Origin of the sequence: Streptomyces ureilyticus (assembly GCF_011045025.1) — a bacterium.
Taxonomy (GTDB): Bacteria; Actinomycetota; Actinomycetes; order Streptomycetales; family Streptomycetaceae; genus Streptomyces; species Streptomyces ureilyticus.
This window is the reverse complement of record NZ_JAAKZX010000017.1, coordinates 1-21,378: the sequence shown is the minus strand read 5'-3', so window position 1 is coordinate 21,378 and position 21,378 is coordinate 1. Positions and strand designations below refer to the sequence as shown.

Below are 21,378 nucleotides of genomic sequence, written 5' to 3'. Positions count from 1 at the left end.
CGGCGAACCTGGGCTGATCACAGTCTCCAGGAGCGCAGTTGGTCGGCGACTGCGTGGACGCTGAGGCGGGTGTCGCGGATTTTGCGTACGAGGTCGGACAGGGCGCCGTAGGGCGGGTCGATGCCCTCACCGGACTGGCCCATGTACTGCGCGGTGACGAACGCCGCAAACAGGCTGTTGCGGTGCGGAAGCGGCTCAAGGCGCACGAGCGTGTGCATCAGTGCGGCCGCACGCCATGCGGCGTCCGGGTCGGAGGCTTGGAGCGTCGGCAGCTTGGTCTTGTGGCGCCCGACGGCCGCGACGAGCGCGGAGTAGTCGGAAACCGTCATGTCCTCGTGCCCGAGGGCGGCCTCCTGGACGTCCAGAAGCCAGGGGACGTCGATGTAGAGGATGGGCGGCATCAGGCGGCTGCGGCCCCGTCGCGTTCGGAGGGCGGCACCTCGTCGGGGAATGCCTCGTCGAACTCACCGCGCAGCCTGTCGGCCCATGCGGTGGCTCCGGCGACGAACCGCTGGCGCTGCATCTCGCGGACGCCGAGGTCGTGCAGGTACTGCTTGAGGCTCTTGCCCTCGGCCGCGGCGGCCACGCGCACGCCCTCGAGCTCCTCGTCGGTGAAGGACACGTTCAGGGATGGCATACACCGGATGGTACCTAGTAGGTGCCGCCCGTGTGAACTGGTGACTCCGTCGGCCGCGGACGGAGTCACCACACGGCTTCTGGACGAACGCACGGCCCCCTGCGCCGATCCGTCAGGGCGGCGGATTACTGCAGGACGATCGTCAGCCGGCGTTGTCGAGGACCTCGCGCAGCTTGTGTGCGAAGGCCTCGGGCTGCCCGGGGTAGCCGAACTCGCCGTCGACGAAGCCGCCGTGGTGGCTCGGGAACACCGTTGCCTGCTGACCGAGCAGCTCGGCCGTCGCCACCGAGGTGCGTCCGGTGAAGGTGTCCTGGGACTCCTCGCCCACGGCGATCACGATCCGGGTCGGCGCGGCAGTGAGCGCGTCGACGTCGGGCTGGTAGCTGCTGACCGCCCAGGACCGGTCGGACAGCAGCGGATCGTCACGAGAGCCGTCATCCTCGGCCGGCATCCCGAAGGCGGCGGGATCCGGCGCGGGCTGGGCGAAGTAGTCGTCGGTGAACTCGCCCTCCCACGACGTCATCGCGATGAACGCCGCCATGCCGGCACCCCAGCCCTTCTCCTGGTACGCGTCCCGGAAGCCGGCCCGGGCGCACTCGGCGGCCTTGGCGTCGGGGAGCACCTCAATGAGCGGCGGCTCGTGCGCCACCAGGGTGGTCACGTCCTCGGGGTAGGCCGCCACGAGGGCGAGCGCGGTCACCGCACCGCCGCTGCTCGCGAACATTTCGACCGGGCCCGCGCCGAGCGCCTGGATGACGGCGTGCACGTCGGCCGCCTGGGTCTGGGGTACGTGGTCGACGCGGCCGTCCTTGCGGGTACTACGGCCAAGGCCGCGCGGGTCGTAGGTGATCACGGTGCGGTCGGGGAGGTGCGACGCCAACGCGCGGAAGCCACTGGCGTCCATGGGCTGGCCGATCATGACCAGCGGTGGGCGTCCGTCGGCCGTCGGCAGCGGGCCGTGGACGTCGTAGACGAGGTCGACCTCGGGGGTCTCGAGCTTGTGTGCAGTCATAACCGTGTAGACCCCGTCCCCATCGGAAACTCATCGGCCCCGTGCCCGCAGCCTCGACGGCCTTGGCGCAAGACGGCGTCGCGCAGCGGCGCTGGGCCGCCCTCCCCACCTGGAGACGCCGGTCACGTGGCCTGTCCGGCCCTCTGGAGTCCGTCGAGGATCAGGTCGAGGCCGAATTCGAATTCGTTGCTGCAGTCGTAGCCGGGGCTGAGGATGTGCTCGGTGGTCAGTTCGGCCAGGTGTGGGTACTGGTCGGCCGGGACCTGCGCCAGGATGGCCTGCGCCAGCTCCGCGGTCTTGTCGGGCGTGTCGAAGGGCAAGTCGCGTTCCTGGAGGGCGAACCCGTAGATGTAGCTGTCGAGGGCCGAGTACGCGTGCGCGGTCAGCGCGACGGAGAAACCGGCCTTGCGAAGGCATCCGAGGACGGCATCGTGATGCCGCAGCGTCTCCGGCCCGGGTGAGGCCCGCGATTCCATCAGACCGATCGCCCAGCGGTGCCGGGACAGGACCCGGCGCATCGAGAGCGTCCGCTGAGACGCGGCAGGTGGCCAGGATGCGGCCTCGGGCGGGGGCCAGGAACTCCAGGGAAGCCGCCGCGCCCAGGGGGACGACGTCCTCCATCTCTTCGTTCGCCTCGCTCGTGGCGATGATCGCGGCCAGCCCGACCGCGTCGATCAGGGCGATGAGGCCGCTGGAATGCAGTGAACCGATGACGTTCGTCAGCTCCTTGGGGGCCTCCAGCGCGACCTCGGCCATGCCGTCGGCGGCCCGGAGCACCTCGATACCGGCGGTGCGGTGGGCCGGGATGGGCTCGAGCAGCGTGCGGCCAGTGCCGTCATGTCCATCGCCACAGGATCGCGGCGCGCGTTGACGGCCGGGTGACGTCCAGGACAAGGGCGGGCGTCGGTGGGAACTCGAACTCAGCTCGAGATCAGCACGAAGTCGGCCCGCACTCAGTAGGACCGCAGGCCCATGCTCCGGGCTATCCCGTTCCGCTGGATCTGGCTCGTGCCGCCGGAGATCGTGGCGACGATGGATTCGCGGTAGCGGAAGCTCATCACGCTCTCCGTCGAGAAGCCGTGCCCCGCGCAGACCTGCATGCCCAGTCGTGCGGCGGCCACGTACGTCTCCGAGCCCTTGAGCTTGGCCATCGAGCCCTCCCTGGTGCAGGGCTTGCCCTGGGCCAGCAGCCATGCCGCGCGGTACGCGAGCAGGCGGGCGGAGTCGATCTCGGTCTGCAGGTCGGCCATGGCGTGGGCGAGCGACTGGAAGTTGCCGATCGGGCGGCCGAAGGCGTGCCGGGTTCGCGCGTACTCCAGCATCTCGTCCAACGTGGCCTGGGCGGCGCCCAGATAGCCGCCACTGATGATCACCTTCTCCAGCTCGATGTTGGAGAGCATGACCTTCCAGCCCTCGTCCCGCGGGCCGACCAGATTCTCCTTCGGTACCAGGGCATCGTTGAAGAAGACCTCGTTGGTACCGAGGATGTGCCGGGCCAGGGTCGGCGTCCGCCGCACCTCGACCCCCTCGGTCGCTGGGTCGACGAGCAGCAGGCTGATACCGCCGTGCTTGGGCTCACGAGGGCCCGTACGCACGTACGTCGCGATGGTGGTGTCCGGCAGCCCGGCGCCCGTGCACCAGGCCTTCTGGCCGCGTACGAGGAAATGGTCGCCGTGGTCCTCCGCGGTGGTGCGCAGCGCCGCGGCGTCGGAGCCGCTGTCCGGTTCGCTGAGGCCGACGGCGAGCCGGTGGCGTCCGGTCATGACGCGGTCGCGGATGAAGCGGCGCTGTTCCTCGTTTCCCCAGCGGAACACGGTAATGCCCGGGATGAGTACGCCGATGTAGCACATGGCCACGTCGAAACTGGCCCGCCCGAGCTCCTCGGCGATCAGGACGAGCTCCAGCGGTCCGCCGCCGTCACCGCCTTCGTCCTCGGCGAACGGCAAAGAGAACCAGCCGAGTTCGGCCATCCCGGCGAACAACTCGGGCGGTACGACTCCGCCCTCGTCCCACTCCTTCGCCCGCTCGGCGGGGCAGACGTCCGCGACGAACTGCCGTGCCGTCGCGCGCAACAGGTCCTGCTCGTCGGTCAGCCCGAAGTCCACGGCCACTCCTAGCAGCTCCATTAAATCGCCGATTCATCTATCTAATTATTTTATGTTAGCGGATGCTGATGCCGGCGGACATGGCGCGGCTCCGAGACCAGGACCGCCCCGAGCCGGTCCCAGTACTACCCCACCCCACCTGATCGATTGATCGCTATCATGGCCGCATCGCGCGAATACGATCGCGCAAGCCGCCGCGCGCTCACGCCCGGGCCGCGCGGCCGACGCGGACGGAGCGGTGGGGACATGCGGGAGTCGGCGCAGAAGCGGCAGGACCGGATCGCGGAGGTGGTGCGGGGCCGGGGTGTCGCGCGGATCACCGATCTCGCCGACGAACTCGGCGTTTCCGTCGTCACCGTGCGCCGGGACGTCGAGGAGCTGGCGCAGCGCGGAGAAGTGCGCCGCGGGCACGGGGTGGCGCGTTCGCTGCGGCCGGTGCCCGAGGAGAGCGCAGCGGGGGGCGACGCGGTCGCCATGATCGTTTCCGAGCGCAACACCTACCTCACCGAGGCCGTGCAGGGCGCGCGGGAGGCCGCGGAGAAGGCCGGCCTGCGGCTCGCCCTGCACCTCGCCGCCGACGAGGGCGGGGCGGAGCGGGAGGCGGTGCGCCAGGCGCTGGACGCGGGGGCGCGCGGGCTACTGCTGTCGCCGCACTGGCGCACACAGGCCGAGGCCGAGGCGGACCACTCGTGGCTGTCCGCCCTGGATGTGCCCACGGTGCTGGTGGAGCGGCGTCCGGCGCGGACCAGTGCGATCTACTCGCTGGACTGCGTGCGTTCGGACCACGCGTACGGGGTGCATCTGGCGCTCGGGCACCTGGTCCGCCTCGGGCACCGGCGGATCGTACTGGCGGCGCGCGACGACAGCCCCACCGCGCGCGTGATCCGCGCCGAGTTCGCCGCGCAGACCGCCGCACGAGGGCTGGCCGAGGACTGCCGTACGATCCTCAGCTCGCGTACCGCGGGGCCGGACCCGAGCGCGTCGGACCCACGGGCGGAGGATCTGGCCGAGGTCGTGGGTGACAGCGGCGCGACGGCGGTGCTGATCCACAGCGACCGGGACGCTCTGGTGCTGGTGCAGCGGCTGCAGGCCGCGGGGATCGATGTGCCGGGACGCTGCTCGGTGGTCGCGTACAACGACGTGGTCGCCGACATGGGGCCCGTCCCGCTGACGGCGGTCGCCCCGCCCAAGGCGGAGCTCGGCCGGACCGGGATCGACCTGCTGCTGCGCCGGCTCGACGCGGCGCGCGACGGCCTGCGTCCCGGTGCCACCCGTCATCTGGAGCTGCTGCCGGGCCTGGTGATCAGGGAGTCCACGGCCGTCGCGCCCGCGTCCCCGACCGGTCCGCGGTCGAGCGGTTGAAGCAGTGGCCGGGCGGCGCGGACGGCGACCCAGCGGCCCAGCGGCCCGCCGGGAGGCTCCCCGAACACGAATGAGCGTTTGACCGTTTCAGTTTCTTCTGTTCGATGTATTGACGCTTTTTTCTGTCAGCGATCAGGATGCCCCTAACCCCAGCAAGGACGCGGGAGGGCCCATGCCTGGTCGAGGACGCCCGGCGGTACTGCTCATGATCTTCACCCTGCTGCTGGCGGGCTGCACCGCCTCCAGCGGCAGCGACACCGCCGAGAGCGGGCCGGTTCGCCTCAGCTTCTGGTCACCGCTGCGCGGCAGCCAGGAGATGGTGGACGAGTACAACCGCACCCACACCAAGATCCAGGTCGACTTCGAGCAGGTCCCTTCGGGCGACCAGGGAGGCTGGGCCAAGCTCAGCAACGCCGCGCGGGCCGGCAACGCCCCCGATGTCGCCACCATCGAGTACCCCCAGCTGCCCGGTTTCGCCATCGACGGCGTGCCCCGGGACATCACCACCCTGCTGCCCGAGTCCGTACGCCGGCGAATCATGCCGCAGGCGATGGACCTCACCACCTTCGACGAGCGCACCTACGCCGTGCCGGTCGACATCGAGCCGATGGTCTTCCTGTACCGCAAGGACCTGTTCACCGAGCACGACATCCCCGTTCCCAAGACCTGGGCCGAGTTCGAGAGTTCGGCCCGCAAGCTCAAGGAGGCCCAGCCCCGTTCCCGTATCGCCAGCCTCTTTACCACCAACGGCACGCTCTACATGGCCAGCTACTGCTGGCAGGCCGGCGCACGGTGGTACGACACCTCCGGCGAGACGTGGCGTATCTCCATGGACGACGCCCCGACCCGCAAGGTCACCGCGTACTGGCAGCGCCTGCTGGACGACGACCTGGTGCGTGTCGAGCCCGCGTCCAGCCAGCAGTGGCGAGCGCATCTGCAGAGCGGTGAGACGGCGGGCTGGCTGGCGGGCGCCTGGGCGGCGGGCTCGATGATGGCCTCCACACCGGGCGGCAAGGGCAAATGGGCCATCGCGCCCCTGCCGCAGTGGGACCCGAAGAAGCCGGTTCTCGGCACCCAGGGCGGCTCGACCTTCATGGTCACCAAGGACAGCAACCACCCTGAGGAAGCACTCGAGTTCATCTCCTGGATGGTCACCAGCGCGGACGCGCTGCGCGCCAAGCTCTCCAGCGGCATCAGCAGCGCGTATCCGTCCGTGCCCGACCTGGTGCCGGTGGCCCGCAAGGAGATGGACACCAGTTACTTCTCGGGCCAGGACATCTTCGGTCTCTTCGAGAAGGAAGCCGAGCTGATCGACCCCCGCTGGAAGTGGGGGCCGCGCATGGTGTCGACGATCAGCTCCGGCGACGACGGACTCGCGCGGGCCGGTGCGGGCAGCGGCACCGTCCTGGACGCCCTCCGCGAAGCGCAGAGCAAGACCCTGCCCGACCTGAAGAGCCTCGGCCTGTCGGTCACTACCCACTGAGGTGCGCCGTGAGCACAGTGATAACCCCAGGAAAGCGGGGCAAGCGGACGGGCACAGCACCGCCTGCCGCGAGCCCCGTCCGCACCCGCCGCGCCGGACGCCGGCAGCAGACACTCGCCACCGTCGCACTGCTCGCCCCGTTCACGGCGCTGCTCGTCGCCGTGTTCCTCGTCCCCGTCGGCTACGCCATCGGCCTCAGCTTCTTCTCCGAGGACCACGACGGCCTCGGCTTCGGCGGCGGGGAGACCGTCTTCACCGGACTGCGCAGCTATATCGCGGTGTTGAGCGACCCGAGCTTCCTCGCCGGGTTCGGCAGCGTCGCCCTCTACTGCGTGATCTTCGTCCCGGCCGTGGTCATCGGCGCCCTCGCGCTGGCCCTGCTGCTCGACTCGGGCCTGATCCGGCTGCGCCGCACCGCGCAGATGCTGCTGTACCTGCCGCACGCCGTGCCGGGCATCATCGCCGCCGTGATCTGGCTGTACCTCTACACCCCCGGCCTCAGCCCGGTCATCAAGCTCTTCGCCCAGGCCGACATCACCATCGACTTCCTCGGACTGCACACCGTGCTGCCGTCGATCGTCAACATCGCGCTGTGGAGCGGCCTCGGCTACAACATGGTGATTTTCTACGCGGCGCTGCAGGCCCTCCCGCGCGAGGTGCTGGAGGCGGCCCGTATCGACGGCGCGGGCGGTGTGCGTACGGCGCTGCTGGTCAAGGTGCCCATCATCAGGAGCTCCGTCCTCATGGTGTGCATGTTCTCCCTGATCGCCGCGCTCCAGCTGTTCACCGAGCCGATGCTGATGAACCAGGCCACGCCGATGGTCAACTCCCGCTTCACGCTGAACATGTACATCTACGACGCGGCCTTCCGCCGCAACAACTACGGACTGGCCTCCGCGGCCTCCGTCATCCTCCTCATCGTCACCTGCGCCCTGTCGTACGCGGTGACGCGCTGGGCCGGCCGCAGGGATCGGAGCGCTCGATGACCACGACCACCACCCCTGGCAGGATCGCCACGAGCAGACTCACGAGCCGTACGGTCGTCAACGCCGTCGTCCTGATCGCCACCCTCTACACCCTGCTGCCCGCCCTGTGGCTGCTCTTCGCCTCCACCAAGAACGCCGACGCCCTCTTCGGCTCGGACATCTTCTCCCTCAGCGACTTCTCCTTCGCCCAGAACCTCTCCGACCTGTTCGCCATGGACGGCGGCCTCTACGGCGAGTGGTACCTCAACAGCCTGCTGTACGCGGTCGTGGGCGCCCTCGTCGGCTCGCTGATCAGCGTCAGTGCCGGGTACGCCTTCGACAAGTACGAGTTCCGGCACAAGGAGAAGCTGTTCGGGCTCGTCCTCACCGGCGTCATGGTCCCGCAGACCGTGCTGGCCCTCCCGCTGTACCTGGTGGCCTCCGGCATCGGCCTGGTCAACACCTTCTGGGCGGTCTTCATCCCCGTCCTGTTCAACCCCTTCGGCGTCTACCTCGCCCGCATCCTCAGCAGCGGCTACGTACCCAACGAGGTGCTGGAGGCCTCCCGCGTGGACGGCGCGGGCGAACTGCAGACGTACATACGCGTCAGCCTGCGCATGCTCGGCCCCGGTTTCGTCACCGTCTTCCTCTTCCAGCTGACCGCGATCTGGAACAACTTCTTCCTGCCCATGGTGATGCTGTCCGACCAGCACCTGTATCCGCTCAGCCTCGGCCTCTACACCTGGAACAGCTCCGCCACCGTCTCCCCCGAGTACTACCCGCTCGTCGTCATCGGCTCGCTGCTCGCCGTCGTCCCGCTGATCGTCACGTTCGTCGCGCTGCAGCGTTACTGGAAGTCCGGACTGACCGCGGGAAGCGTCAAGTGACCAGCAGGGAGCGCCAGTTGCACCGTACGGAACCCCAAGTCACCGATCCCGGCCCCCGGCCCCGACCGCGCGCCGTACTGGCCATGGCGAAGAAGACCGCGGAACAGGTCCTCGACACCGATGTATGGACCCGCCTCGCCGCCCTCACCGACATCGACCCGCACCTCGTCCTGGACGACCTCACCACCCCCACCGCGCACCGCGCGCTCGCCGACGCCGAACTGCTCATCACGGGCTGGGGCTGCCCGCCCCTCGACGCGGCGGCCCTGGACGCCGCGCCCCGGCTGCGCGCGGTCGTGCACACCGCCGGCACCGTACGCCACCACATCACCCCCGCCTGCTGGGAGCGCGGCCTCGCGGTATCGTCGGCCGCCGCGGCCAACGCCGTGCCGGTCGCCGAGTACACCCTCGCCATGATCCTGCTCGCCAACAAGCGGGTCCTGGACACCGCCCGCGTCTACCGCACCGAGCGCCGCCGCGTCGACTGGAACGAACGCCATCCCGACGCGGGCAACTACCGTAAAACCGTTGGCATTTTGAGCGCCTCGATCATCGGACGCCGCGTCATCGACCTGCTCCGCCCGCACGACCTGACGGTGCTGCTCCACGACCCCTACGTCACGCCCACCGAGGCGCGTGCGCTCGGAGCGCAGCCGGTCGCGCTTCCGGAGCTGTTCGAGCAGAGCGACGTCGTCAGTGTGCATACGCCGCTGCTGCCCGAGACCCGCGGCATGGTCGGCCGCGACCTGCTGGCGCGACTGCGTACCGGCGGCACGCTGATCAACACCGCCCGCGGCGCCGTCCTCGACCAGACCGCGCTCACCCGTGAGGTGGTCTCCGGGCGGCTGAACGCGATCCTGGACGTCACCGAGCCGGAGGTGCTGCCCGCCGACTCACCGCTGTTCGACTGCCCCAACGTCCTGGTCACCCCGCACATCGCCGGTTCGAAGGGCGGCGAGCTGCGCCGCCTCGCCGATCTGGCGCTGGCCGAGGTCGAGTCGTACGCCCTCGGCCGCCCGTTCGCCCATCCCGTACGGCCCGAACATCTGGCCCGGCTCGCCTGAGCGCGTCCGCCGGAGCCGGAAATGAACAGGAGACGTGGCTGGAGTGTCAGAGCATCCGCTGCCCGCCGAAGACCGCACCCTGAGCCCCTACACCGGGTACACCCGCGCCCACTGGGAGGCCACCGCCGACCGGCTGCTCGCGGCCGTCCTCCGCTACGCCACCCCCGGCCAGGCCCTGATCGACCTGCCGGGCCCGCCCTCGAAGTCGGGGGTGCGCTCGGACGGTCTTGAAGGTTTCGCCCGTACGTTCCTGCTGGCGGCGTTCCGTACCGCCGGAGCGTCCGGCAAGGACCCGCACGGCTTCCTGGAGCGCTACACGGCCGGGCTCGCGCGCGGCACCCGCACGCCCGGCCGCGGTGACTTGGAGTCCTGGCCGGTGATCGGCCACCACGGCATCCACGGCCAGCCCATGGTGGAGTCCGCGTCCGTGGCGCTGGCCCTGCGGCTGACCGCGCCGTGGACCTGGGATGCGCTGCCCGCCGACGACCAGGACCGCGTCGAGGAGTGGCTGCGCGGCGCGCTGCGGCACACGCCCGCTCCCAACAACTGGTACCTGTTCCCGCTGACCGTCGCGGGCTTCCTGGAGTCCGCCGGGCGGGGCGACGCCGAGACGCGCGGCGCGATCGAGCGCGGGCTCGGTCTGCTGGAGGGCTGGTACCAGGGGCAGGGCTGGTACTCCGACGGCGACGGCCGGGCCTTCGACCACTACAACGGCTGGGCCCTGCACATGTACCCGCTCCTCCACGCACACCTCGCCGGCGACCAGGCGCTGCTCGACCAACTCGGCCCGCGACTACGGGAGTTCCTCGACGGCTTCGCCCTGCTCTTCGACGCGAACGGCGCCCCCATCCACCACGGCCGCTCCCTGACGTACCGCTTCGCGGCGGTCGCCGCCGTGGCCCTCGGCGCCCTCACCGGCGTGACGCCACTGGCCCCCGGCGCCACCCGCCGCATCCTCAGCGGCGCGCTGCGCCACTTCCTCGACCGCGGCGCACTCACCGACGACGGCATCCTCAGCCTCGGCTGGTACGGGCCGCACGAGGCGACGCTCCAGCGCTATTCGGGGCCCGGTTCCCCGTACTGGGCGTCCAAAGGCTTCTTGGGATTGCTCCTCCCGCCGGAGGACCCGGTATGGACGGCCACCGAGGAGAAAGCCCCCTCCGAGGGCCCCGACCGCGCACTGGCCCTGCCCTCCCCCGGACTGCTCATCCAGACCACGGGCCGGGACGGTCTCGTACGCCTCCACAACCACGGCAGCTACAAACTCCTCTCGGGGGAGCCGGAGCGGGCCCCCGGCAACCCGCTCTACGCCCGCCTCGCGTACTCCACCCGCACCGGCCCGACCAGTGCCGCCAACACCCCCGACAACCACATAGCGCTCCAGGTACGCGGCTCCCGCAGCGCCCGTATCCGCATCAACCCCCTTGCCGCAGGCCCGAATTGGCTCGCCTCCTGGCACCGGCCGGTCTTCCCCGAGGACGGCCCGGTCCTGCCCTCGGTCCGGATCGAGAGCCTGACGCTGGCGCGCGGCAACCTCGAACTGCGCGTCCACCGCACCGTCGGCGTACCGGCCGGGACACCGATCCACCACAGCGGCTGGGCCGTCGCCCTGTCACCGGAGGCCGCCGCCGAAGCGGAGACCCAGCAGGCCGCGGAGCTACGTCTCGCCGGACCGGAGGTGACCAGTCAACTGCTCGGCCTGCACGGCTGGCAGACGCAGCGCACCGTCCGCGCCCCACAGGGCACGGCGTACGGCCAATGGGCCCTGGTCCCCGAACTCACTGGAAGGGTCGGCGGGGACCCGGCGGACACGGTGTTCGCCGCGCTCGCCTCCCTCACCGGCGAAGGCGACGCTGCACCGCTCGCCGGGCAGGCCACCGCCGAGGTGAACGGCCTGACCGTCACCGTGAGTTGGGCCGAAGGGACCCGTACGGTCGTGGACTTCGGCGACGGCGTGCTCACGCTCCCCACGGTCACCGAGTTGCCGGCGTGACGCCAGGCCGCATTTCGTCATCGGTGCTCCGTGTCACTGACGGTTGGGGGCAAGCACGGGTTCGGGCGAGGTTGGGACAGCCGCGACCTCCGTGCCGAAGCGGGGCAGTCGGCGGTCGAGAGGACCGGGCAGCCACCAGGCCGCGCGGCCCAGCAACGCCATGGCCGCGGGTACGAGCACCATCCGGACGAGCGTGGCGTCGAGCACGACGGCCGTCGCCAGCCCCAGGCCCATCATCTTGACGAGCGGTGAGGGGTTCACGACGAAGCTGAGGAAGACCACCGTCATGATCAGCGCGGCGGAGGTGATGACGCGACCTGTGACCGCCATGCCGCGGGCCACCGACTCCTTGGGGTCACCCGTGGCGTCGTACTCCTCTCGGACGCGCGAGAGCAGGAACACCTCGTAGTCCATGGACAGGCCGAAGAGAACGGCGAAGAAGATCGTCGGCATGGGTGAGGCGATCGGCAGGGTTTCGTCGAGGTTGAACAGCTCCCCGAGCCAGCCCCATTGGAAGACGGCCACGACGACGCCGTACGCGCCGCCGATGGACAGCAGGTTCATCACGGCGGCCTTCAGCGGTACCACGATGGAGCGGAACACCAGCATCAGCAGCAGGAACGACACCATGATGATCGCGGCAATGAACACCGGGAGTGTGTCGGCGAGTTGGCGGGTGAGGTCGTCGGTCATGGCGGTCAGGCCGGACACGGCGACGTTGTCGGGGACGACGTCGCGGATGCGTTCGAGGGTGTCGGAGGTCGCGGCGTCCGCGGGGGCGGTGGTGGGGAGCGTGGGCAGGACGACGGTGTCCCCCGCCGCGGAGATCTGGGGCTCGCCGACCGACGCGATGCCGGGGTCGTCGGCGAGGCGGCGGGACAGCCCGGGGATGCCCTCGGCGTCCACGCCGGGACTGCGCAGGTCGGCGACGATCAGCAGCGGGGCGTTGAAACCGGGGCCGAAGCCCTCCGCCAGCAGGTCGTAGGCGCGGCGGTGGGTCGTGCTGGTGGCGTCGTTGCCCGCGTCGGGGAAGCCCGTCTCCATACGCAGCGCCGGGAGCGCCAGTGCCAACAGCGCCGCGGACGCGGCGAGCAGGTACGGCCACGGCCGGCCGGAGACGCGGTGGGCGAACCGCCACCATGCCGTGTTCTCGGGGTTCTTGAGGTTCTCTGGGGTGTCGGGGTTGTCGGGGTTCTTCACCCGGCGCGTACGGAAGCTCCGGCGCCGGCCCTTGTGGATGCGGTCCCCCAGCAGGGACAGCAGTGCGGGCAGCAGCGTCAGGGCGGTCGCCACGGCGAACAGCACGACCAGTGAGGTGCTCAGACCGATCGAGGTCAGAAAGCCCAGGCCGGTCAATGCGAGCGCGGTCATCGCCACGACGACGGTGCCGCCGGCGAACAGGACCGCCGCGCCCGACGAACCCATGGCGTTCGAGAGCGCGTTGGAGTTGTCCTGGCCGGCGGCGCGGTTCTCGCGGTAGCGGGCCATGATGAACAGGGCGTAGTCGATGCCGACGCCCAGGCCGATCATCGCGCCGATCGTGGGGGCGGCGGTGGAGACGTCCATCGCATGGGCCAGCAGCGTGATGCCGCCCAGTCCGGCGGCGACGGCGACGAGGGCGAGCGCGATCGGGACCAGCGCGGACACGATCGTGCCGAACGCGACCACCAGGATGACCAGGGCGGCCAGCAGACCCGCCGCCTCCGCGCCCGAAGTCGGCGTCTCGGCGTTGATGAAGACGGTGTCGCCGCCGAGTTCGGCGACGACACCGTCGCCGCGTACGGGTTCGATCGCGCCGCCCAGGGCATCGATCTGCTCGGGACTCACCTCCATCGTCGGTACGTCGAAGGTGACTTGGGCGTAGCCGATCCGTCCGTCGGGCGAGACCGTGCCGGCGGTGAAGGGATCGGTGACCGTAGTGATGTGCTCGACCTCGGCGATCCGGGCGACCGCCGCCTCAATGGCGGGCCGGTGGCGATCGATCCGCTCCCCTTCCGGCGCGGCGAACACCGCCATGGCGTTGCCGCCGGACGCTTCGGGGAAGCGCTCTTCGAGGAGTTCCATCGCCTCCTCGCTCTGGCTGCCGGGAGCGACGAGGTCGTCGACGAACGAGCCACCGGCCAGGCCGGCCAGAGGCAGCACGAGGACCAGGGCGGCCAGCCAGGAGGCGATGGTCACCCATGGCCGGCGGGCACTCGCGTCGCCGATGCGGCGCGTGACGTGGTTCATGGTGGTGCTCCTGAGGGACGGGTGCCGGCTGACGGCACGTGTCGGCTGAGCTCCGGTGGTTGGGTCGCCGACCGGCGACAACTGCCGGGCGGGCTTCCGTGGTTGGACTGCCGACAGGTCACAACTGCCGACTGGAGTCCCGTGGTTGGGTTAGCCGACCGGCATCAACTGCCGGACGGGCTCCGGTGGTTGGCTGCCGACCGGCCACACCTGATCGGCGTTCGGCGGCAGCAGGAGTGAGCAGTCCCATCCTGGGAGACGGCAGCGGTGCCGTCTCCCGCCGCACGGCGGGTTCGGTTCTCCGGCGCGCGGCGGGGAGAACCGTGCGGCGCCTCCTGCCGGCGGCGGAGACCGTATCCGTCCCCAGGCGGGTGACGGTGCCTGCGAGCCGGATTTACGATGACGTGCCCGGTGCGTCCCGATGACCTGCACCGTCCCACCAGGGCACCGGACGCCTCTTGTTGGAGCGACGATGGACCGCAGGGCGCCGCATGCCGAGATGCCGGGCCGGAGCGTGCCGCGCAGGTTCCGCGGCCCGTTCACGCGCTGGCCGCGCGGCGCGGACGCCGTCCTCGCGGTGGCGCTGTTCCTGTGGGTGGCGCTCCTCGAGGAGGCCGCGGGAGATTCGATGGCCGTCCGCCCGGCCACCGGCATCTTCCACCCCGCCCTGCTGCTCTGCGCGGTGGCCGGTGCGGCGATCTACGTCCGCCGTACGCGGCCGGTCGCGGTCGCGTACGTGGTGCTGGCCATGTGGGCGCCGACGCTGGGAAGCAGCTATTCCACGCTGGGCCTCCTGGTGATCGTCGCGCTGTACAGCGTCGGGCGGCACGCCGACGACCAGCGGTGGGGCCCGCTCGCCGTCGTCGCGGCCGTCGCCGGCCTCGTCATCGACGGCCTTCTCCTCGACACTCCCTCGGGGGACCTCTTCGGCGTCCTCGTCATGTCCGGCGCCTGGTATCTCGGCCGGCGCCTGCGGCTGCGTGCCTGGCGGGCCGCCCGGCTCGTCCAGGAGCGGGCCGCCGAGGCGCGGCGGATCGTGGCCGAGGAGCGCACCCACATCGCCCGTGAGCTGCACGACGTGGTCGCCCACCGGGTGAGCATGATGACGGTGCAGGCCGGCGCGGCCCGGATGGTGGCCGCCGAGGATCCGCAGGGCGCCCTGGAGGCGATGGCGGCGGTGGAGGAGGCGGGACGCCAGGCGCTGGACGAACTACGGCACCTGCTGGGAGTGTTGCGGCCGGACTCCGAGCGCGACGGTCTGGGGCCCCAGCCGGGTCTGGCCGATCTGCCCCGCCTCGTGGCCGAGGTCCGCGAGGCGGGCCTTGACGTCTCGGTCACCAACGGCATCCGGGACCCTCTTCCGGCCCGCGTCGACCTCTCGGCGTACCGCATCGTCCAGGAGGCCCTGACCAACGTGCTCAAACACAGCGGACCACGCACCCACACCCACGTGCATCTGCGCGACGAAGGCGACGGCCTCACCATCGAGGTGCTCGACGACGGTCACGGCGCCGCCGTCCAGACTGTGCCGACCGCACACAAGGGGCCGCCCGGCCACGGCATCGTCGGCATGCGGGAAAGAGCCCATCTGCTCGGCGGAAGCCTCGACGCCCAGCCGCGTCCTGGCGGCGGATTCCGGCTCACCGCCCGTCTGCCCGTCAAGGGGGAGCCCACGTGAGCATCCGCGTCGTCGTGGCCGACGACCAGGCGCTGGTACGGCGGGGCTTCACCATGATTCTCCGGGTCCATCACGACATCGAGGTCGTGGCCGAGGCGGGCACCGGCCTCGAGGCGCTCGAGGCGGCACGCCGGCACCGCCCGGACGTGATCCTCATGGACATCCGCATGCCCGAGATGGACGGCCTGGAAGCGACCTCCCGGATCCTTCAGGAGGCCGACTGGGGCCCCCGCGTACTGATCCTGACCACGTTCGACCCGGACGAGTACGTCTACGAGGCGCTGCGCGCCGGCGCCAGTGCCTTCGTACTCAAGGACATTCCCCCCGAACAACTGGCCACCGCCGTACGCACCGTGGCCGAAGGCGGAACGCTGCTGGCCCCCTCGATCACCCGACGCTTCATCGACCGATTCACACAGCGCCGTACCGTCAACACCGCCGTCGCAGCCCGCCTGGAACGGCTCACCGGCCGCGAACGCGAGATCATGACCGCCGTCGCCCGGGGCGCGAGCAACGCGGAGATCGCCGAGCAGCTCGTCATCGGTGCCGCCACCGTCAAGTCACATGTGTCGAGCATCCTCACCAAGCTCGGGCTGCGTGACCGCATCCAGATCGTGATCTGCGCCTACGAAAGCGGCCTCATCGAAGCGGGCGACCACGATGTCGGCCACTGAGCTACGGCCCTGTTCTGGCGGCTGGTCGTAGGCGCTCAACAGGCGCTCGATGCACTGCTTGTCAAGAGCTCGTCTTCTCCTGTCGGCGAGGCTGATGACCCGCCCCAGCATCGCGGCCAGTAGGACCCGATACCCCGGAACCGGCGGCTCGCGGCGAAGAACCGCAGCCGCAGGTTCTCCGGGGACATCTCCTCGTAGAACCCCTGCACCTGCTCGTGATCGGCCCTCACCAGCGGGCAGATGCACACGGTGGTGCCGTCCGGGAGTAGGGCGTGAACCGTGGGCCGATTGAGCGCATCGTCCGTCATCGGGAACCATGTGGCGAAGGCTAGCCAGCGCGATGGCCGGTTTGCTCGTGCTGTTCGTCGGCAGCCTTGCCTTCAACGCGGCGTCCGGCCAGGGCCACTCGACTTTGTGCGGGCCCACCCGTGGGTGGTGCTCCTCATCCTGATGCCCCTGGCATTGAGTCGGGCTGGGGCAGGCGCCGCGCCGCGCCGCGACCGTGGCGTACCGGCTGCCGCCGCGCAACACCAACTTCACCGGCCGCGACGCCACGCTGCGGGGGTTGCGGCAGTGCCTCACCTCGGCGAACGACGTCGCGATGCTGGTCGTGCACGGGCTGTGGGCGTCGGCAAGACCCAGCTCGCGGTCGGTCGCTGCGGCGGCGCGGCTGGCTGTCCAACACCGCCTTCACCACACCAGAGCACCTGGCCCAGACCTTTACGGCGTGAATACGATCCGGCACCGCCCCGCCCTGATCGACGACTACTTCGTCAGAACCGGGCTGTCACTGAGCGTTTCCAACCTCAGTTTGAGCAGGTCAGGCGCAGGGTGATCGATGAGTCGCCGCTGCCGTCGGCCGCACGGTGCCTCGGGACAGCGGCGAAGCACAGGCGTTGTGGCAGACGGAAGTGCTAAGCGTGCATCGGACCTGGCGCTACAAGTAGCCGCTGGAGCCGACTAGATGTTGATGCCGAGACCGCGGGCGCCTGCGATCGTCCATCTGTTGATGAAGGAGGGCGGGTCGGCCACCTTCTCGGCCTGGAGCAGGTAGGTGACGGGCGAGTCGGACCGGATGCGGTCGCGTTCTTTGGCCGTGACGTGGTGGAGCCCGACCAGGCCGAAGCCGATCGATGCGGCGGTGACGGCCGGCCACTGCGCTGCCGCGCCGCCGATGGCTCCCAAGGCGGGCAGTTGCGTCTGCAGGTTCATCAACCCGAGTCCCGTGCCGAGCTTGAGTCCTTTGATCGCGGCCTTGAGGTCGTTGAGTGGCTGTTCGAAGTGCGTCCGGCGGATATGCGCCACGTGGAGGGCGACGATCTGCGGACCCTGTTCTTCCAGGAGGGAGCTGGTCAGCTCGGCGGCGGCCGCGTCGAGGGCGTCGACGAAGCGGTCGAACTCGGGTTGGTAGTCGGTGCGCAGCTTGATGATGATGTCGACGGGTACGTCCGCGATACCCTCGGGCAGCGGGAGCTGTGCGGTCAGCATTCCGACCACGGATACCGGGCTTGAGTCGTGCGGGTGGTGATCGAAGAGCTCAGCGAAGATCCGCGCCTCATCCCAGTCGTGCACCTGCTGTTGGGAGGCGGGGTTGTCGGTGATCGGCGTCAGCCCGTGCTGCCGGGCCAGCTCCTCCGTCAAAGCCAACTTGTAGACCCAGGCGAGCTTCGGGTCCACCGACATCCAGTCGTACTCCTCGTCGCCGGACAGGAGGGTGGGGCGGTGGGTGTTCAGGCCCAGCTGGGAGTCGAGCAGCACCTGGCGCAGGGCAGGAGCGAACTCATCCCAGTGCACTTCGACCAGGGACGTCCGCTCGTCACGCGGCCGCCAGATCTCCCCCGGGAGACCGTAACGGTTCACCGCTCGCCACTCCGGATCGCTCGGGTCGCTCTCGTCGATGTCCTCGGGGGACACGCCAAGGTAGCGGTGCAGCTCGGCGTGGTGCTCGCGGATGACGTTGATGAAGTGCGGGGCGACCGCTTCGGCCGCCGGGCCCGGAGGCAGCTGCTGGATGAAGTCGAGTCCGTCCGCGAGAGCGCGGACGGTGTCGGAGTCGTGGACCGGATACTCGGCCGCGGCGACGCGCGCCAGCGCCGGCCAGTACAGCGCGGTGGCCTTGACCCAAGCGGCGTCCCGGATATGAACGTACGGAAAGTACAGGCCGATACGCGGTGCCACCGCTCCCCCTTGGGCGTCTGCTGCGGGATCTCCGGCACCGACCGTACTCAGGATCTCTTTCCCGGACACGGCGATCCCACATCTCGGAGTCAGCCGGCGTAGCGATGTCGCCTGACCAACATGAGCCGGCATCTCGCGGCGCAGCTGCGCGGTCCTCGGGATGCGCCGGTTGCGGGCCTTCGCCAGTCCCTGTTCCACGGCTAGCGGGCTACGGAGAAACGCGGCCGGCATGTCAGTGGTCCGTGCGAAACTCGTGCGAGCGTTGAAGTCACCCAGCCACCTGGACCTCGAAACTCTCCTGTCTCAAGCGGATTATCACGACATTGAGCGTTTACCAACCTCAGTTTGAGCAGGTCAGGTGCAAGGTGAGGATGGCCTGGACGAGGCTGGTGATACGGGTGGTGGAGCAGCGCAGCCTGCGCAGGAGCCGCCAGGTCTTGAGGGTGGCCATGGCCTGTTCGACGAGTGCGCGGATCCTCGCGTGTGAGCGGTTGGCGGCCTGCTGACCTGCAGACAGTTTCTCCCAGCGCCCCCAGAAGGGAACGCGTATGGTGCCGCTGGCGCCCCGGTAGCTTGGCGGCCCAGCACACCACGCCAGCTTCCGCCAGTGCGTCGATGACACCGTGGGTCCGCGCGGCGTTGAGGTCGTGGACGGCTCCGGGCAGCGCGGGCGATGCCCACAGCAGCCGTCCCACCGGATCGGTGAGGACTTGCACGTTCATCCCGTGTTTCCCGGAGTAGAAGGGCCGGTCGGCGGCGATCCGGTCGATCGGGAGCAGGGTGCTGTCCAGCATCACGAATGCTTTGGTGGAGGCGGTCTTCATCGCCTCGGAGAGGCTCGGCGCGAGGGCGGCCAGAACGTCGACGGCCTCGGCCATGTACCGGAAGGCGGTGGTGCGGACGCCGAACCCGGCGGCGAGCTGGGCGTAGGTGTGACCGGAGCACGGGTGCGCGAGAGCGAGCAGGGCCTGGCGGCCCGCGCTCACACAGCGCCAGCGCGTCCCGCGCTCGCGGCGCCGGGCCCGCAGCCGGGCGGTAAGGAAGCGCAGGGTGGAGCTGGACACGTCGATGCCGGACGGGTAGACAAGCACACTAAGCCCCTGGTGGAGAAGGTTCTCTTGGTCGAAAACCCATCTACCAGGGGTTTCACCTGCCTGTCAGCCCAACTACCCATCTGGCTTGGCAGGTTGGAAAAAGAGTTCACTCACGCCGACGACAACCCGACTTCAACCTCAACGAATTCACTGGGCGGTCGATTCGGCCTTGTCCAGATTGAACGTTTGAGGGCCGAGTGCCCGGAGAGCACCTAGTATCGCCCTGATCCTAGGTACTTCATGCGTGCGGTAAATGCCTGTTCCTCCAAGGTGTGCCAACACCGTAAAGAAGCCTTCGGCGGTGCGGAACTCATCCTCGAAGAGACTGAAAGCATGCGGCAAGGCGTGGCAGATTGGAAGACCTATGCGTCGCAACCGGAATGTATTGAGGAGGGCCCTGGCCTGATAATGAGTGCGAACATTGGCGGGTACAGATCTCTCATGGGAGAAGCCGATTCCAGGGTCAATGACGATTCGATCGACTCCCACCGAGCGAGCGTGATCCACGCGCCTATCAAAGTAGTCAAGCATCCCAGGAATGGGGTCTTCGTCGATACCCTTTGCGCTGACGTCCCGAGAGTTCTCCCCTTCGACATAACACAGAATAATCGTGGCCTGATGTTCGGCTACCATGGGAAATATGTCACCATCTGACGCCAACCCACCGGAGTAATTCAAGACGAGCGCCCCAGCTTCCAGACACGATCGGGCAACTGCAGGCTCGTAGGTCTCGATCGAAACGACGATGCCTTGCGAAGCAAGTTCCTCCACGACTGGCACCAAGGCGGAGATCTGCTCGCGTATGGTGACCTGCACAGTACGGGGATTGCTGGACTCAGCGCCTATATCGACGATATCGGCTCCTTGCGCCGCGAGAATGCGCCCTTTTCGGATAGCGGAATGAGTTGAGGTCGCGATGCTCTCTCGATAGGTCGAGTCCTGAGAAAGATTGACACATCCCATGATGGCAGGGGTGGCGTCGACATCGATTTTCCGATTCCCCACGCGAAGCAGGTCGACTGGTAAGGAGAGGTCACTCTCAAACCGCCGCGCTAAATCTACCAAATCAGTCAGGGAAATCATCCGAACTCACTCTCAATAGGATACAGATCATGAGCCACTGCAAATACCTGTCCGGTGGACATATAGATCGCTTCGAGTCAATCCACTGCATTCCGTCTCGGCAAGCCATGCAACATTCCTATGTCGGCAGGATGAGCCAGCCGTCAGGCATGATGCGTGCTCATCACTCGCGTACGGCGTCGGGGTGCGGTCGTGGATGGCGGCGTTGTTGGTTCATTCGGCGAGGGGGGTGAGGTTACTCGCAAGGCTGCGAAGGGCTGCGAGAGGCGCGGGGCTGCCGGTGCGGGCCGAGTGAAAACATCTTCGCCACTTGGCCCACGGACGGAAATTGGTGGGTCCGACCAGAGAACTGCGCGCTGGTCGAGCATGCATCAGGGATGGATCCGGCGTCAAGAATCCACCGCACCAAATTAGTTCGGCACATGCAATATCTTCCCCCAAGATGCAACAATTCGTTAAGGGGATCACAGGTCCCGGCCCTGGACTAATGGTGCCGCAAATCCGATTAGTGTCTTCTTACTCTGAATTGCACTACTTCGAGTTGCTATTGACGAGTCTCTTCACACTGGTCTGGACGAGTCAGAGCTGGCGAGGATCTCGTCTGCGGTAGCGGTCCAGGCGAGGGTTTTCGCGTTTTCGCACTAAAAGTTTGATGTAGCCACCGATCTGTTTGACCAGGACGTTGTCGCTTACCACGTTCCCCGGTAGATGTATTGCCGGGCGATGATCCCAAATCAGATCCTGCATCGCCTCAATGGCTGAAGCAGCCTGACGAGCCCCACACCTCATTCTGAAACGATCAGTAAGGGCCGTGCCACACTGCACGGCATGCGACGCCTTTTCCCTGTGACCGAAAAGACAGCGACCCGGCCGGTGGGCGACGCCTCCGGCGAGACTTCTGGGACTACGGGGGGTGGGGCCCCCGGGATGGGGG

Annotated in this window: 17 protein-coding genes and 1 pseudogene; 9 read left to right on the top strand and 9 right to left on the bottom strand. The window is 68.8% G+C overall.

What is annotated here, in order from left to right:
- Positions 1-17 precede the first annotated feature (17 nt).
- The 5 genes from G6048_RS08225 to G6048_RS08205 form a co-directional block, all read right to left on the bottom strand.
- Positions 18-401, bottom strand: coding sequence for a toxin Doc (locus tag G6048_RS08225; protein ID WP_165338785.1), 384 nt, complete (start codon positions 399-401; stop codon positions 18-20).
- Complete coding sequence (locus tag G6048_RS08220; protein WP_165338784.1) at positions 401-637, bottom strand: hypothetical protein; 237 nt, start codon at positions 635-637, stop codon at positions 401-403. The genes G6048_RS08225 and G6048_RS08220 overlap by 1 nt, the downstream gene beginning before the upstream one ends.
- A gap of 142 nt (positions 638-779) precedes the next feature.
- Complete coding sequence (locus G6048_RS08215; protein ID WP_165338783.1) at positions 780-1,649, bottom strand: alpha/beta fold hydrolase; 870 nt, start codon at positions 1,647-1,649, stop codon at positions 780-782.
- Between the two features lie 122 nt (positions 1,650-1,771).
- Positions 1,772-2,167 (bottom strand): TetR/AcrR family transcriptional regulator C-terminal domain-containing protein, encoded by a 396-nt coding sequence (locus G6048_RS08210; RefSeq protein ID WP_235989539.1) that lies wholly within the window; start codon positions 2,165-2,167, stop codon positions 1,772-1,774.
- A 435-nt stretch (positions 2,168-2,602) separates the two neighbouring features.
- Positions 2,603-3,754, bottom strand: a complete 1,152-nt coding sequence (locus G6048_RS08205; RefSeq protein ID WP_165338782.1) for an acyl-CoA dehydrogenase family protein — start codon at positions 3,752-3,754, stop codon at positions 2,603-2,605.
- A 246-nt stretch (positions 3,755-4,000) separates the two neighbouring features.
- Between G6048_RS08205 and G6048_RS08200 the strand changes: the two genes are divergently transcribed.
- The 6 genes from G6048_RS08200 (at position 4,001) to G6048_RS08175 (ending at position 11,508) form a co-directional block, all read left to right on the top strand.
- Positions 4,001-5,116 (top strand): LacI family DNA-binding transcriptional regulator, encoded by a 1,116-nt coding sequence (locus tag G6048_RS08200; RefSeq protein ID WP_165338781.1) that lies wholly within the window; start codon positions 4,001-4,003, stop codon positions 5,114-5,116.
- A gap of 172 nt (positions 5,117-5,288) precedes the next feature.
- Positions 5,289-6,599: an ABC transporter substrate-binding protein gene (locus tag G6048_RS08195; RefSeq protein WP_165338780.1), complete on the top strand. Its 1,311-nt coding sequence runs from the start codon at positions 5,289-5,291 to the stop codon at positions 6,597-6,599.
- A gap of 8 nt (positions 6,600-6,607) precedes the next feature.
- Positions 6,608-7,585 (top strand): carbohydrate ABC transporter permease, encoded by a 978-nt coding sequence (locus G6048_RS08190; protein WP_165338779.1) that lies wholly within the window; start codon positions 6,608-6,610, stop codon positions 7,583-7,585.
- Entirely contained in the window at positions 7,582-8,451 is an 870-nt protein-coding gene (locus G6048_RS08185) for a carbohydrate ABC transporter permease (RefSeq protein ID WP_165338778.1), read from the top strand. Before G6048_RS08190 ends, G6048_RS08185 begins: the two co-directional genes overlap by 4 nt.
- A gap of 83 nt (positions 8,452-8,534) precedes the next feature.
- Positions 8,535-9,515, top strand: a complete 981-nt coding sequence (locus tag G6048_RS08180) for a hydroxyacid dehydrogenase (protein WP_165338840.1) — start codon at positions 8,535-8,537, stop codon at positions 9,513-9,515.
- A 43-nt stretch (positions 9,516-9,558) separates the two neighbouring features.
- A complete protein-coding gene (locus tag G6048_RS08175) occupies positions 9,559-11,508 on the top strand; it encodes a DUF2264 domain-containing protein (RefSeq protein ID WP_165338777.1) in 1,950 nt (649 codons plus the stop codon).
- Positions 11,509-11,541: 33 nt separating this feature from the next.
- On the opposite strand, the gene G6048_RS08170 is transcribed toward G6048_RS08175, so the two are convergent.
- Positions 11,542-13,737 (bottom strand): MMPL family transporter, encoded by a 2,196-nt coding sequence (locus tag G6048_RS08170; RefSeq protein WP_165338776.1) that lies wholly within the window; start codon positions 13,735-13,737, stop codon positions 11,542-11,544.
- A 472-nt stretch (positions 13,738-14,209) separates the two neighbouring features.
- On the opposite strand from G6048_RS08170, the gene G6048_RS08165 reads away from it, so the two are divergent.
- The 3 genes from G6048_RS08165 to G6048_RS08155 all read left to right on the top strand — a co-directional run bounded on the left by G6048_RS08165 (position 14,210) and on the right by G6048_RS08155 (position 16,924).
- The gene (locus tag G6048_RS08165; RefSeq protein ID WP_165338775.1) at positions 14,210-15,415 is read left to right on the top strand and encodes a sensor histidine kinase; all 1,206 of its coding nucleotides are present in this window, start codon (positions 14,210-14,212) and stop codon (positions 15,413-15,415) included.
- Positions 15,412-16,089: a response regulator gene (locus G6048_RS08160; protein WP_165338774.1), complete on the top strand. Its 678-nt coding sequence runs from the start codon at positions 15,412-15,414 to the stop codon at positions 16,087-16,089. Before G6048_RS08165 ends, G6048_RS08160 begins: the two co-directional genes overlap by 4 nt.
- A 502-nt stretch (positions 16,090-16,591) precedes the next feature.
- The gene (locus tag G6048_RS08155) at positions 16,592-16,924 is read left to right on the top strand and encodes a hypothetical protein (RefSeq protein WP_165338773.1); all 333 of its coding nucleotides are present in this window, start codon (positions 16,592-16,594) and stop codon (positions 16,922-16,924) included.
- Positions 16,925-17,049: 125 nt separating this feature from the next.
- Here G6048_RS08155 and G6048_RS08150 read toward each other — a convergent pair whose 3' ends face one another.
- The 3 genes and pseudogenes from G6048_RS08150 to G6048_RS08140 form a co-directional block, all read right to left on the bottom strand.
- Positions 17,050-18,267, bottom strand: a complete 1,218-nt coding sequence (locus tag G6048_RS08150; RefSeq protein ID WP_165338772.1) for a DUF6236 family protein — start codon at positions 18,265-18,267, stop codon at positions 17,050-17,052.
- 340 nt (positions 18,268-18,607) lie between these two features.
- Positions 18,608-19,358, bottom strand: a pseudogene (locus G6048_RS08145) (transposase family protein).
- Between the two features lie 150 nt (positions 19,359-19,508).
- Positions 19,509-20,444, bottom strand: coding sequence for a dihydropteroate synthase (locus tag G6048_RS08140; protein ID WP_165338771.1), 936 nt, complete (start codon positions 20,442-20,444; stop codon positions 19,509-19,511).
- Positions 20,445-21,378: the final 934 nt, after the last annotated feature.